9 protein-coding genes are annotated in these 14668 nt (G+C 36.5%); 6 read left to right on the top strand and 3 right to left on the bottom strand.

What is annotated here, in order from left to right:
- Positions 1–227: 227 nt before the first annotated feature.
- Positions 228–4130: a phosphoribosylformylglycinamidine synthase gene (gene purL, locus A9G28_RS01235; protein ID WP_065579533.1), complete on the top strand. Its 3903-nt coding sequence runs from the start codon at positions 228–230 to the stop codon at positions 4128–4130.
- Between the two features lie 73 nt (positions 4131–4203).
- Here the strand turns inward: purL and A9G28_RS01230 are convergent, their stop codons facing one another.
- Entirely contained in the window at positions 4204–5289 is a 1086-nt protein-coding gene (locus tag A9G28_RS01230) for a 3-deoxy-7-phosphoheptulonate synthase (protein ID WP_065579532.1), read from the bottom strand.
- 460 nt (positions 5290–5749) lie between these two features.
- On the bottom strand, positions 5750–6829 hold the full coding sequence (aroB, locus tag A9G28_RS01225) for a 3-dehydroquinate synthase (RefSeq protein ID WP_065567137.1): 1080 nt from the start codon (positions 6827–6829) through the stop codon (positions 5750–5752).
- A 120-nt stretch (positions 6830–6949) separates the two neighbouring features.
- Here aroB and A9G28_RS01220 point away from each other — a divergent pair, with 120 nt between their 5' ends.
- Together A9G28_RS01220 and glnB are read left to right on the top strand one after the other, a co-directional pair.
- Positions 6950–8554 carry an NAD+ synthase gene (locus tag A9G28_RS01220; RefSeq protein ID WP_065567136.1) on the top strand — a complete coding sequence of 535 codons (1605 nt, stop codon included), beginning with the start codon at positions 6950–6952 and terminating at the stop codon, positions 8552–8554.
- A 22-nt stretch (positions 8555–8576) separates the two neighbouring features.
- Complete coding sequence (gene glnB, locus A9G28_RS01215) at positions 8577–8915, top strand: nitrogen regulatory protein P-II (RefSeq protein ID WP_065567135.1); 339 nt, start codon at positions 8577–8579, stop codon at positions 8913–8915.
- Between the two features lie 6 nt (positions 8916–8921).
- Here the strand turns inward: glnB and A9G28_RS01210 are convergent, their stop codons facing one another.
- On the bottom strand, positions 8922–9545 hold the full coding sequence (locus A9G28_RS01210; protein WP_065579531.1) for a hypothetical protein: 624 nt from the start codon (positions 9543–9545) through the stop codon (positions 8922–8924).
- A 318-nt stretch (positions 9546–9863) separates the two neighbouring features.
- Here A9G28_RS01210 and A9G28_RS01205 point away from each other — a divergent pair, with 318 nt between their 5' ends.
- The 3 genes from A9G28_RS01205 to A9G28_RS01190 all read left to right on the top strand — a co-directional run bounded on the left by A9G28_RS01205 (position 9864) and on the right by A9G28_RS01190 (position 14627).
- Positions 9864–10490 (top strand): TfoX/Sxy family DNA transformation protein, encoded by a 627-nt coding sequence (locus A9G28_RS01205; RefSeq protein WP_065567133.1) that lies wholly within the window; start codon positions 9864–9866, stop codon positions 10488–10490.
- 660 nt (positions 10491–11150) lie between these two features.
- Positions 11151–13709, top strand: a complete 2559-nt coding sequence (vgrG, locus tag A9G28_RS01195; RefSeq protein ID WP_065579530.1) for a type VI secretion system Vgr family protein — start codon at positions 11151–11153, stop codon at positions 13707–13709.
- 30 nt (positions 13710–13739) lie between these two features.
- Entirely contained in the window at positions 13740–14627 is an 888-nt protein-coding gene (locus A9G28_RS01190) for a hypothetical protein (protein ID WP_065579529.1), read from the top strand.
- Positions 14628–14668 lie beyond the last annotated feature (41 nt).

Below are 14668 nucleotides of genomic sequence, written 5' to 3'. Positions count from 1 at the left end.
TAACGAGCAAGGAAAGTAATTGCACAATGGCTAACCATTTATTACATCCTAAAGTGGTTGTGCTTATTTAGACTTGAGATACACCAGTAACTCCTCTTTTTATACTTAACCATCTATTTGTCTGAATCTTTTTGGTAAAATCAATGTTTTAAATAGCCACGCCGTTCACTTTCTTTTATAATGTTGTTCTATTTTTACCTATGTTTAGCTTAAAAAGAGTAATTAGCATGAAAATTTTAGCTGGTTCTTCTGCTTTATCTGCATTTCGTATAAGTAAAATCCTATCTGTTTGCCGTGAAAAATCCATCCCCGTTATTAATATTGACGCGCAATATATTCATTTTATTGATCTGTTTAAAGATTTAACGAGTGATGACCAGTTGACGCTTGATAAGTTATTGCAATATGGTCCTAAATCAACGCAAGTAAATGGTGAGCATAAAACCCAAAGACAACTCTTTTTAGTGACGCCTCGTGCCGGAACGATTTCGCCTTGGTCATCAAAAGCAACCGATATCGCGCATAATTGTGGGTTAACGCAGGTTCATCGAATTGAGCGGGGTATTGCGTATTATGTTGAAATGAGTAGCCCTTTTACTCAAGTACAGCAAGTCGCTTTTGAAAGCTTAATTCATGATCGCATGATGGAAACGGTATTTACGGATTTTGCTCAAGCAGAAAAATTATTTAAAGCCGATAAACCAGCACCAGTAACCGTAATTGACTTATTAGGACAGGGTCACCAAGCATTAGAGGAAGCTAATTTAAAATTAGGACTGGCTTTAGCGCCAGATGAAATTGATTATTTGGTTGAGAATTTCCAAAAATTAAACCGTAATCCAACGGATATTGAACTTTATATGTTTGCTCAAGCAAACTCTGAACATTGTCGTCATAAGATTTTTAATGCTGACTGGATTATTGATGGTGTGAAGCAACCCAAATCATTGTTTAAGATGATAAAGAATACTTTTGAACATACGCCAGATTATGTGTCATCCGCTTATAAAGATAATGCCGCGGTTATGGACGGATCTAAAGTCGGGCGTTTTTTTGCTGATAATGACAATCAAACTTATCGATATCATCAAGAATTTGCTGATATTTTAATGAAAGTTGAAACGCATAACCACCCAACAGCCATATCTCCTTGGCCAGGAGCTGCAACGGGAAGTGGTGGCGAAATTCGTGATGAAGGAGCAACGGGAAGAGGTGCTAAACCCAAAGCAGGATTAGTCGGATTTTCCGTTTCTAACTTACGCATTCCTCATTTTGAACAACCTTGGGAACAAGATTTTGGTAAGCCTGATCGTATTGTTAGCGCGCTTGATATTATGATGGAAGGTCCGCTTGGCGGTGCTGCTTTCAATAATGAATTTGGGCGACCTGCTCTATTAGGGTATTTTCGAACCTATGAAGAAAAGGTTAATAGCCATAATGGTGAAGAGCTTCGCGGTTATCATAAGCCTATTATGCTAGCAGGCGGTCTTGGTAATATTCGCCATGAACATATTCAAAAAGGTGAGTTTCCAGCTGGCTCTAAATTGATTGTTTTAGGTGGCCCTGCTATGAATATTGGGCTTGGTGGTGGCGCAGCTTCATCAATGACATCTGGTCAGTCGGATGCGGATCTTGATTTTGCTTCTGTTCAGCGAGATAACCCAGAAATGGAACGTCGTTGTCAGGAAGTTATCGATCGTTGTTGGCAACTTGGTGAAGATAACCCTATCTTATTTATTCATGATGTGGGCGCAGGTGGTTTATCTAATGCGATGCCCGAACTGGTTAGTGATGGTGGCTGTGGGGGGCAATTTGAACTCCGCAAAATACTTAGCGATGAACCCAGCATGTCACCGCTAGAAATTTGGTGTAATGAATCACAAGAACGTTATGTTCTTGCTATTCATCCCGATAAATTAGCGCTGTTTGATGAACTCTGTCAGCGTGAACGAGCACCTTATGCCGTTATTGGTGAGGCAACCGTCAATAAAGCTGTGATTTTACATGACGAACATTTTAATAATAACCCGATAGCTTTGCCGTTAGATGTTTTATTGGGAAAAACACCAAAAATGTTACGAGAGGTGAAATCTAGTCAAGCCGAAGGCGATCGTTTTTCCACATCGGATATTAATTTATATGATGCCGTAAAGCGTGTGCTACATTTGCCCGTTGTAGCGGAAAAAACATTTTTAATTACGATTGGTGACCGTTCTGTAAGCGGTATGGTTGCTCGAGATCAAATGGTTGGACCTTGGCAAGTACCCGTGGCCGATTGTGCTGTTACAACAGCAAGCTTTGATAGCTATTATGGTGAAGCCATGTCAATGGGTGAGCGAGCGCCAGTAGCCTTACTTAATTATGCAGCATCAGCACGTTTAGCTGTTGGTGAGGCAATTACCAATATTGCGGCGACCAATATTGGTGATATTAAGCGTATTAAGCTTTCGGCTAACTGGATGGCAGCAGCTGGGCACCCAGGCGAAGATGCTGGTCTTTACCAAGCAGTTAAAGCTATTGGTGAAGAGTTATGCCCTGCATTAGGCTTAGCCATTCCAGTTGGTAAAGATTCCATGTCAATGAAAACCACATGGCAACAAGATGGTGAGCAGAAAACGGTAACCTCACCATTGTCGTTAGTGATTTCTGCATTTGCTCGCGTGGAAGATGTGCGCAAAACCGTCACACCACAACTTGATACAGATGAAGATAATTTATTATTATTTGTTGATTTATCAAAAGGTCATCAAGCATTAGGTGCAACCGCATTAGCACAAGTTTATCGTCACCTAGGGCAAAGAACGGCTGATGTTCATGATGCCAAAGAATTAGCTTCTTTTTATCAAGCTATCCAAACGTTAATAGCTCAAAAATCTTTACTTGCTTACCATGATCGTTCCGATGGTGGTTTATTGGTTACTTTGGCAGAAATGGCATTTGCTGGGCATTGTGGTATTGATGTTGATATTCATTCCCTTGGTCGTGATGTGATTGCTTCTTTATTTAATGAGGAGCTAGGCGCAGTTATTCAAATTCGAGGCAGTGATTTAGATGAAGTCATGAATTGCTTTAAGCAGTTTGGGCTTTCTCATGCTATTCATCAGTTAGGATCGGCTAAAGCTGGTCAGCAATTCATTGTGCGTAATAATACCTCGATGGTATACAGCGAATCACGTTCAACTTTAAGAACATGGTGGGCAGAAACGACATGGCAGATGCAACGCTTACGAGATAATCCTGAATGTGCAGATCAAGAACATCAAGCTAAACAGAATGAAGACGATCCGGGCTTGAATGTGAAGCTTACCTTTGATCCAATGCAAGATATTGCCGCGCCTTATATAGCCAAAGGGAGCAAACCGAAAGTGGCAATTTTACGTGAGCAAGGTGTTAATTCTCATGTTGAAATGGCTGCTGCATTTGATAGGGCTGGCTTTGAAGCAGTCGATGTGCATATGACAGATTTACTTTCAGGTCGCATTACGCTTAGCCAATTTAATACACTGGTGGCTTGTGGCGGTTTTTCTTATGGTGATGTTTTAGGGGCTGGTGAAGGCTGGGCTAAATCAATTTTATTTAACGAAAAAGTACGTGATGAATTTGAGCAATTCTTCCATCGTCAAGATACCCTATCACTAGGGGTTTGTAACGGTTGTCAGATGATGTCGAATTTAAAGGATTTAATTCCGGGCGCTGATTTGTGGCCTCGTTTTGTACGCAATTTATCCGAGCGTTTCGAAGCGCGCTTTAGCTTAGTGCAAATTCAACCTAGCCCTTCATTATTCTTTATTGATATGAATGGCTCACATATGCCAATTGCGGTTTCACACGGGGAAGGGTGTGTTGAAGTCTGCGATGATAGTCATCTTCACAAATTAGAAACCTCTGGATTAATTGCAGTACGCTATATTGACCACTTTGGCAAAGTAACTCAACAATACCCTGCCAATCCAAATGGCTCGCCAAATGGTATTACTGCCGTAACATCCAAAGATGGACGTGTAACCATTATGATGCCACATCCCGAGCGAGTATTTAGGACTGTGACCAATTCATGGCATCCTGATAACTGGGGCGAAGATAGTCCTTGGATGCGAATGTTCCGTAATGTGCGTAAGCAACTTGGGTAAGTTCAGTTCACACTAAAAACAATATCGCCGATGATAACATCGGCGATTTTTTTATGATTGTTGTTTACAAAGATTAAGCTTGCGCTGATTGTTTTTGTCTTTGAGTTAATGACTTAGCTAACTGGTTATTCATTTTTTGTAATAATTGTTCAGTTGTTTCCCAACTAATACAAGCATCAGTAACAGACACACCATATTTCAAGTTTTCTTGAGGTTGTTCTGACGGTTGATTCCCTTCAAATAAATTACTTTCAATCATCACACCAATAATGGAATTATTACCTTTTTCGATTTGATCAATAATAGTATCAGCAACAATCGGTTGGTTACGATAATCTTTATTAGAATTGGCATGGCTACAGTCAATCATTAAATTAGGTAATAAACCTGCCTTTTTCATTTGTGTTTCACACACTGCCACATTTTCAGCATCAAAATTAGGTGTTTTACCGCCACGTAAAATAACATGACCATGCGGATTACCCATAGTTTGTAATATTGTAACCTGCCCTTGTTGATTAATACCAACAAAGCGGTGCGCCATAGATGCAGATTTCATTGCATTAATTGCCACATCTAAGCTCCCATCGGTTCCATTTTTAAAACCAACCGGCATGGATAGTCCTGAAGCCATTTCTCGATGCGTTTGGGATTCAGTTGTTCTTGCACCGATTGCTGACCAACTAATTAAATCACCAATATATTGCGGAGTATTAGGATCTAACGCTTCGGTTGCAATTGGTAAACCAATTTTAGTGATATCCAGTAGTAATTTACGTGCTTTTTTTAATCCATGTTCAATATCAAATGAACTATCCATATGAGGATCGTTAATCATACCTTTCCAACCCACGGTTGTTCTAGGTTTTTCAAAATAGACACGCATGACGATAAATAAATTACCTTTCACTTCGTCCGATAGTTTTTTTAATTTATGCGCATATTCAAGTGCTGCCTCAGTATCATGAATAGAGCAAGGACCACATACGATAAGCAATCGATGATCTCGACGCTCTAAAATATCAACGATAGTTTGTCTTGATAAGGCAATTTGGTTTTCTAGATCGTGGGATAACGGGTAAAGCTGTTTTATTTCTTCAGGTGTGATTAACATGTGTTCATCTTTAATTCGGACATTATTTAGCGTATCTTTTAACATTTTGCTTTCCTTGTTAAAACCATTTAAATATTTTATATGTAAAATATTAATTACATAGACGACTAGTATGTAAACACAAAATTACATAATAGTAAATAAAATTCTTATTGTTTGCTTAGAATAAAGGAAATTTATTGTGGTTATATTATGTAAAGTAAAATAAAAAATAGTTTATATGAAATCAATCAAATAAAAGTAAGTGTAATTGTAAACTTATTTTTACATCTGATGGGGTTGTTCATTTTTGTTTATCTAATTTTTTCAAGGAATAGTTTATTATCGCTATTTAGCATTACATAGGGTAGTGATAATCATGTATTGAATGTAACACCTGTTAGTAATATTAAAGTCTGTTCATCAACACAACTAAATAATTGCTTATTTAGTTGTGTAAAGCAATTTCAGGTAATGACTATGTTTCAGTAAAAAATTAATACGTATTCAATTAATCAGTATAAGGCTAGCTGCTCGAAATAGAATCTAAAACTAGGTTTTTATCAATTCCATCGATTACTTCAGCATGGCCAATCTTAGTTGGTATAACTAGCCTTAACTGTCCCGATATCACTTTTTTATCGCGCATCATATGTGGAAGGTAGGATTCAATAGACATTTGTGATGGTCTTACGACAGGAAGTTTTGCTCTTATTAACAGGTTTTTAATGCGATCTATTTCAGCATCTGTTAATTTACCTAATCTTTTGGCTGTTTGCGCTGCCATTAACATGCCAACACTGACTGCTTCACCATGTAGCCAGTTTCCATACCCTAGTTCTGCTTCAATAGCGTGACCATATGTGTGACCAAGGTTTAACAGTGCGCGCATACCTTGTTCTGTCTCGTCTGCAGCGACCACTTGCGCTTTAAGTTCGCAACAACGATAAATACAGTAACTTGTAGCATCAACATCTAAGTTTAGCACATCGTTGATATGGGTTTCTAACCAAGAAAAAAATTGAGCATCTAAAATAATACCGTATTTAATCACCTCAGCCAGCCCTGCGGAAAGCTCTCGTTGAGGCAATGTTTTTAAACAATTAATATCAATGACAACCGATTGTGGTTGATAAAATGCGCCTATCATATTTTTACCCAGTGGGTGGTTAATGGCTGTTTTGCCCCCAACCGATGAATCAACCTGTGATAGCAAGGTGGTTGGTACTTGGATAAACTTAATGCCTCGTTGGTAAGCAGAGGCTGCAAAGCCAGTAACATCACCAATGACACCTCCGCCTAGTGCAATAACAATACTGCTACGAGTGTGATTATTGGCTAGCAACGCTGTTAAAATGGTATTCCAAGTTTCCATGGTTTTATATTTTTCACCATCAGGCACAATCACTGAACTGGTCTTTACACCATGCTTTTCAAGCATGTTAATTAATGTTTGTAAATAAAGTGGGGCGATTGTTTCGTTGGTCGCAATAAGTACGCGTTGACCAGTCTGAAGTTTAAAATGCTCAAATTCATTAAGTAGATTTTCACCAATAGTAATAGGGTAGCTGCGTTTAGTTAATGCTACATTTAGAATTTTTTGCATAATAATATCCAGAAAAATGAAAGCCAATTTATTGTTGCATGTTAGCGATAAAAATGTGGCAGCGCAACTTAGAATCATTTAAACTTATCAACAATTTTGATTTGTGGTATTTAATTTTGTATGTCTTTATCTATTGTTTTAGCGCAAAAAAATTGGCGTGTGGGTGATATAGAGGGAAACACCCAACAGATTATTGAATTAATAAATAGCCATTCATCTGATGATTTGATCATCTTTTCAGAACTTGCTCTCTGTGGCTATCCACCCGAAGATTTAATGTTTCGTTCTGATTTTAAAGATCGCTGCCGAAAAGCATTATCACTAATTCAACAAGCGAGCACACAGTGTGCGGTTGTTGTTGGCCATCCTCATTGGCAAGATCAACATGTTTATAACGCCCTTTCGTTTTTTTACGAAGGAAAATTGTTAGTCCGTTATCACAAACAACGACTACCTAATTATGATGTGTTTGATGAAAAGCGTTACTTTACCGCTGATAATAAAACGTGTGTCGTTGATTTTAAAGGACAAAAAATAGGGTTATTAATCTGTGAAGATCTTTGGCAAAATGAGCCTGTTGATTACATTCAACAGGCTCAAGCTGACTTTGTGGTTGCAATTAATGCTTCTCCTTATGATTTTGAAAAACAAAAACACCGACATGATTTAGTTAAAACGCATGCAAAACGAACAAGATTGCCAATTATTTATGTCAACCAAGTAGGAGGGCAAGATGAGTTGGTGTTTGACGGCGGATCTTTTGTTTGTAATGAACTTGGTCAAATTGTTTGTCAACTGAAATCGTTTGAAGAACAAGTTGTTCCTTTTACATTTGGTGTCAGTGCTGAAACTCTAATTTATGAAAATCAAAATAATCAATTAGCATCAGTTTATGATGCATTGGTACTTGCCACTCGTGATTATATTACCAAAAATGGCTTTCAAGGCGCCGTATTAGGGCTGTCAGGCGGTATCGATTCTGCTTTAACGCTTGCTATTGCGGTTGACGCTTTAGGTAAAGATAAGGTTCAAGCTGTGATGATGCCATTTCGTTATACTGCCGATATAAGTATTGCCGATGCCAAAGAAGAAGCTGAAATATTAGGCGTTGAGTTTGATATTGTTTCAATTGAACCGATGTTTGATGCATTTATGTCATCGTTAAGCCCAATGTTTTTAGGCTCACCAAAAGATACCACGGAAGAAAACCTGCAAGCACGCTGTCGCGGGGTTATCTTAATGGCGCTATCCAATAAACGGCGCAGGTTAGTGCTTACAACCGGCAATAAAAGCGAAATGTCGGTTGGTTATGCCACACTTTATGGCGATATGGCTGGCGGTTTTGATGTGCTTAAAGATGTGCCGAAAACGATGGTGTTTGCATTATCAAAATATCGAAATACCCGTTCTTATGTTATTCCTGAAAGAGTAATCACTCGTCCGCCATCAGCCGAATTGGCACCAGATCAGAAAGACGAAGATAGTTTGCCTCCTTATGATATTTTAGATGGTATTTTGAAAGGGTATGTTGAGCACGATCTTTCCATTGAACAATTAGTTGCGCAAGGTTATGATGAAGCAACTGTAAGACGGGTGATTAAATTAGTTGATATTAACGAATATAAAAGACGTCAGTCAGCAGTAGGTCCTAAAATTACTGCTCGTAACTTTGGTAAAGGCAGACGCTATCCAATTACTTCTGCTTTTGGATTTAAGAATTGGTAATCTCGAATTAAGGGCAAGAGACATGAAGAAAATTGAAGCAATTATTAAACCTTTTAAACTGGATGATATTCGAGAAGCACTTGCTGATCAAGGCATTACCGGTATGACAGTGACTGAGGTGAAAGGTTTTGGTCGTCAAAAAGGGCATACTGAACTTTATCGTGGTGCGGAATATATGGTTGATTTTTTACCAAAAGTAAAAATAGAACTTGTTGTGCCAGATGATATTTTAGAGATGTGCATTGAAACTATTATGAAAACAGCGCAAACAGGCAAAATCGGAGATGGCAAAATTTTTATTTATAATGTTGAGCAAGTCATTCGAATTCGAACAGGTGAAATGGATGAATCAGCCATTTAGTTTGAATTATTGAATATCAGGTCGTTCTTGTTTAAGTAATTCGGATGTTACAACACCTTGAATAGAACAAATAAGAAGCGTCATATTCGGCGATTTTTCAAGCAATAATAGCTTTTCGGTTGTATCTGGTGCTGGAATAGTTTTTACACCAACGACGGTGCCAGTGTTTTTATGCCAGAGTTGGATATCATCATTAATACTACGAATCATTGGGTTTCCAATATAGAGCACATCTTCTTCCATCTTTTTCCAATCTATGAAATTTAATGTCTCTTTGATTTGGCTAATCTCATTATCGATGATAAATCCCCAGAAATAATATTTTCCTATTTTTCCAAGATCCATAGCACTATCGTAATAGCCTGTGATTGTTAAATTTTTATAAGTCATGGGTGTTTTGAAATAAACAAAGTTTTTAGCTATATCAGAGCGATTTTCGACGGGAATATAAGCTTGATTTTGCTTAAAAATTGTAATGTTTGTATATTTTTCTAATTCATCTTTGCTAGCATAAATCTGTTGAAAAAAATCAGGAGTGCAGGGGGTGAATGAATCAATTAATGGTAATTTATCGGCAAAGGCGACAAAAGAGTGAAACATAAAAAATAAAGCAATGATGTTTTTTATCATGTTGATTCGATTTGACAAAAATTGAATACCATTCAGTTAACTGGCTTTGATTGTATAATTATTACAACAGAATAACAATGTTAAAGCGATTTTTCTTTTTTTAAGAATTATTATTTCTTAATTACTTTTAACAAAAATTAACTTAATTTTATAAAAATATAATTTATCAAGTAATAAAGCATTTAATATTTATATATGGAATACAGATCGCATAATTATGAATTTATTTAGAAATCATATTGAATATAAAGTAGCTATAAATTAGATTAATTAGTAAGTCATTTCAGTTACTTGATAAAGTTTGGATGGGAATTAATTATGTGCTCAACATTTGCTAATCGAATTTTAACAGAGCTTTCTGACGTTGAAGATATTTCACTCAAAACATTTTTTGGTGGATTTAGTGTTAATAGTAAAAATATCATGTTTGGTTGGATTACTCGAAAAGAATTTTATTTAAGGGGGCATTCCAATTACCGCTCATTTTTTATCGATTTAGGTATGCAACCGTTGAGTATAACAACAGGGATGTCAATAAAATTACTTGATTATTATAAAGTTAGTGATGAGTTATTTAAAGATCAAGATAAATTGTTAGCAATGGTAAAAATGGTGATCACCTATACTAAAAAAGAACAATATGAAAAAAATGAAATTAAGGCAAAAAGAATAAAAGAGTTACCAAACATGACTTTGTCATTGGAAAGATTATTGTGTAGTGTAGGAATTACAGATGTTGAGACACTGAAAAAAGTAGGGTATTTAGATGCTTATTTTAAGATAAAACAAAAAAAAGCCTCCATCTCAATTAATATATTATTTGCCTTATATAGTTCATTACATCGATTTCATGTGGCTACTTTATCTCAAGAAGCCAAAAAAGAAATTGAGCTTGAATATCAATGTTTTTTAAAGCAGATAAATGAAAACCTATGTAAAGAATGATTTTGAGTTTCTATGTTAATCAAAGTTTATAGAATGGTAGTACCACTATATATAACTATATATAACTACCTCCTAAAATAGGGTAACCATCGCTTATTTTAGTACAGCCACAAAAATAGAAAATTCTCTATGATAAAAATAAAAGAGGATTTAACCATAAAAAAATGGCTGAACAATCAAATCGTATCCATTTTGAAATAAGCAGAAGTCAGCGTTTCTGTTAAAGAATTTTGCTATAAATCAGGCATAGGCCATTCAACTTTTTATCAATTGCGGAAAAAATACAGGGAATGGAAACTTCAGACATCAAACGTTTAAAGGAGCTTGAGGCTGAAAACCGTAAGCTTAAACAAATTGTTGCTGAGCTGATATTAAAATCTCCGCTTTAGGAGGAAACCATAAAAAAGCGCTATATCTTGCTCAAACATGTAAAACTTGGGCATAGCAACTATAAAAAAATCATTTTGTTACTATCACAATTTCCTATGTGAGTTGTGTACTAACTTTGGGCTATTTACAGAGTAATTTAACCAAAAGATGAATAAAAAAGCATTGACTGATTAAAAAAAACACGTATTTTATTTATATTAATTAGCTTATCTTTATCATGTTTTAAGATGATAAACATCAGACATATCGATATAAAATAAGGGTTAAAGTATGAGTTTAATAGATCCGTTTGCCGATAGCCTTTCACTACTAACGGGAAAAAAAACATTTAATAATTATTCGCTTTCATTTGATAAACTGGATGTTTCAACCGAGATTAGTGTATTGTCTTTGCAAGGAAAAGAAACATTAAATCAACCATGGCAGTACCTAATTGAGTTTACCAGTCCGGATACATCAATTGCCATCAATTCAGTATTAAGCCAACCTGCATCATTGACCTTTCACCCACAGAACTTACCTTTATCACTTAATCGAATTAGCTCACTTGATGTTTTAGATAAACCTAAAACTCGTTATGGCGTCATTACTGAATTTAGTTTGGTTTCAATAAACAAAGAACAAGCACATTATCGAGTGTTATTAGCACCTCGCATGGCATTGCTGGGGAATCATTACCAAAGTGCAATTTTTCAGAATAAAAGTGTCATTGAAGTGGTGGAAGAGGTATTACGCAACCATGGTTTTACAGGGATTGATTTTCGCATGGAATTAAAAGAATCTTACCCTGCGCGTGAGTTCATAAGCCAATGGCAAGAAAGCGATTTAACTTTTATTCAACGATTACTGGCTGATGTGGGAATCTGGTTTTATTTTCAAACGCACCCAAAACATCACTGTGATGTGATAGTGATGAGTGATTATGAACAAGGGCTTGACAATGCAGGCAGTATGATAATTAAGCCACCCAGTGGCTTAAATGATAGCCAGCGGCATAGTATGTGGGATTTGCAATTTAGCAGTAAAACCAAACCCAATCAGGTTACTGTCAATGATTATAATTACCGTATGGCAGAAAGCCGCCTACATGATAGTGTTAACAGCCAAATAAAAGATTCAACTACACACGGAAATGATTACCGTTATGAAGAGAACTACAAAACACTGGGTGATGTGCGTAGCGTCGAAAGTGGTAAATGGTATGCGCAAATTAGACATCAACACTATATTAGTGACCAGATTATTATTTCTGGTGAATGTAATGATTACCAGCTTGCGCCAGGACAACATATTACCCTTGAAAACTGCCCGATAAAGGATATCAAAGACGGCATTATTATTCTGTCGACCGATAGTTGTGGTAACCGAACTGATGCATACCAAACTCATTTTACCGCCATCCCTTTTGATGTATTAAAACCGTATCGCCCAGCACCATTACCATGGCCACAAGTAAGCGGAACATTACCTGCTAGAGTGACCAGCCCAGATAACGACACTTACGGCTATATTGATACTCAAGGTCGCTATCGCGTTAAATTTGACTTTGATTTAAAGGAGTGGAAAAAAGGTGAAGAAAGTTTATGGATAAGGCTAGCAAAACCTTACTCAGGGGATACTTATGGCTTTCATTTTCCACTGATTGATGGTACCGAGGTTGCTGTTGCTTTTTCTAATGGTAACCCCGATAGGCCCTATATTGCCCATGCAATGCACGATAGTGCTCATCCAGACCTTGTATCGACCATCAACAAACACCGCAATGTGATTCGCACTCCCGCTAATAACAAACTGCGTATGGATGATAAACGAGGGAAAGAGCATATTAAACTAGCAACAGAATATGGTAAAACCCAGCTTAATATGGGACACCTCGTTAATAGTGAGAAAACCCAGCGCGGTGCAGGATTTGAACTGCGCACTGATGAATGGGGAGCAATACGAGCGGGCAAAGGTGTATATGTTACATCATATAAACGTGAAGGTAACCAAGGTGTCAAAAAAGCTAGTTTGGATGGTGATGAAACAGTAATGTTATTAAAGACAGGCTTAAGTGTTTCAGAAAGATTATCTAAGCGTTCAGATAGTCACCGAGCAGGTAAATTGGACGGCGTAAATAGCCTTAATTTATTCGTCAACTATACGGTAACACAAACCGATGACAACTTATCATTTACACAACCAAGTATGGTGTTATCCAGTCCAAAAGGCATCGCGATGGTGACACCAGATAGTATTTATCAATTTGCTGAGCAAAATATTTTATTGACTAGCAAACATGATACGAATATTGCCGCCAATAATTCAGTGCATGTTAGCGCAACGAAAGATTACTCCGTTTTTGCCAAAGAAAATATTCAATTATTTAGTGGTGAAGCTAAAGTCCAACTGCAAGCCCATAATGGCGATATAGAGGTAATAGCCGACAAATCGCTCCAAATAGTCAGCAATGACGATAAAATTAATATTAATGCTAAAAAAGAGATAACCATTGCATGTGGTGGTGCTTATATTCGTATTGCTGATGGCAATATTGAATTATATGCACCAGGAACTATTAAGCATGGTGCGCAAGCTTTTCCTTATTCTGGTCCACAAAAAATGTTACCAACACTTTATTCATTTCCAAAACAGCAACCTCTCTCCCCTTATGTTAGACAATTTATATTGGTTGAAGAGGGAACCGGTAAACCAATCATCAACAGAGAATATCAAATTGTAAATAAAGATAATCAAGTTATTGCTGAAGGTAGAACCGATGCTCAAGGTAAAGCGCAAATTGTGACATCAGGGTATGAAGAAGATAACGTAACATTTCGGTATAAATAGGCCTAAAAAATTAGATTCTAGGAGTATTTTATGTATTGTACTGGAGCAACATCAATAACATGTGAATCTTCAAGCAACGATAAAACGATAGAAACTACGGTAAAAGCAGGAACACGAAAATTAGAAAATATTTTAATACGAAGAATTTTCATGAAAATAGGTGGCATTCAGTCTCCTGGGCATTATTGGATTGAAATCATTCATGATGATGAGGATGAGACTGATGATTTTATAAAAGAGGCAAGGGAACAAAAATTAACTGAAAAACAATTTATTTCAATGAATAAAGAATGCACTAAAGCCAATGGTTTTCGTGAAAGTTATGGATGGTATCCTGATGACGGTCGTTGGGATGGATGGGCAAATTTTAAAGGCAATGGTTTTTTAAATGGTGATTGCAATTACAGGATAAAAAAAGATAAAGAACATAATTTATTTCATACAGAAGAACGAGAAGCAGGTAGACGAAATCATCAAAAAAAAGATGATAAACATCAAGAAAAGAATCATCTTTCAATTAGACCTTTTGATCCACATCAACATGGTCGATTTCATGAAGATGAAATAGATTTTACAACTCATCCTTATTTATTGCCCGATGATTCGCGCACGGAAGAGCAAGTGATAGAAGAAATTAGAGATTTTGCTGCTAAATTTGAAGATGAATGGAGTTATAAGGGGCATGGTTATAACGAAACCTGTTGTCACACATTTGTATTTTTATTACTTGCCAGTTGTAATTTAGCCGATCCAGACTGCATTGGAGCCCAAAAAGACCCATATTTCAAAGAGTATAAAAATAATTTAAAAAAAAGATTTAAAAACCAGAACAATAATGAGGCTGAAAAAAAATTTTATCAAAGGCATTGTATGACCGAACAATTACATGACATATCAAGGTTTGCACAAGCTAAATAAAATGAGTTCTAAAATGGGAAATTCGATTATGCAAACCTTGA

The sequence above is a fragment of the Gilliamella sp. Fer1-1 genome (assembly GCF_001690825.1).
Taxonomy (GTDB): Bacteria; Pseudomonadota; Gammaproteobacteria; order Enterobacterales; family Orbaceae; genus Gilliamella; species Gilliamella apicola_C.
Note: the sequence above shows the minus strand (reverse complement) of the source record. Positions and strands in the feature narration are given on the sequence as shown.

Coding starts and splice junctions, on each gene's coding strand:
- A9G28_RS01190 (WP_065579529.1), top strand. CDS start 13,740: ATGTATTGTACTGGAGCAACATCAATAACATGTGAATCTTCAAGCAAC.
- vgrG (WP_065579530.1), top strand. CDS start 11,151: ATGAGTTTAATAGATCCGTTTGCCGATAGCCTTTCACTACTAACGGGA.
- A9G28_RS01205 (WP_065567133.1), top strand. CDS start 9,864: ATGTGCTCAACATTTGCTAATCGAATTTTAACAGAGCTTTCTGACGTT.
- purL (WP_065579533.1), top strand. CDS start 228: ATGAAAATTTTAGCTGGTTCTTCTGCTTTATCTGCATTTCGTATAAGT.
- A9G28_RS01230 (WP_065579532.1), bottom strand. CDS start 5,289: ATGTTAAAAGATACGCTAAATAATGTCCGAATTAAAGATGAACACATG.
- A9G28_RS01220 (WP_065567136.1), top strand. CDS start 6,950: ATGTCTTTATCTATTGTTTTAGCGCAAAAAAATTGGCGTGTGGGTGAT.
- aroB (WP_065567137.1), bottom strand. CDS start 6,829: ATGCAAAAAATTCTAAATGTAGCATTAACTAAACGCAGCTACCCTATT.
- A9G28_RS01210 (WP_065579531.1), bottom strand. CDS start 9,545: ATGATAAAAAACATCATTGCTTTATTTTTTATGTTTCACTCTTTTGTC.
- glnB (WP_065567135.1), top strand. CDS start 8,577: ATGAAGAAAATTGAAGCAATTATTAAACCTTTTAAACTGGATGATATT.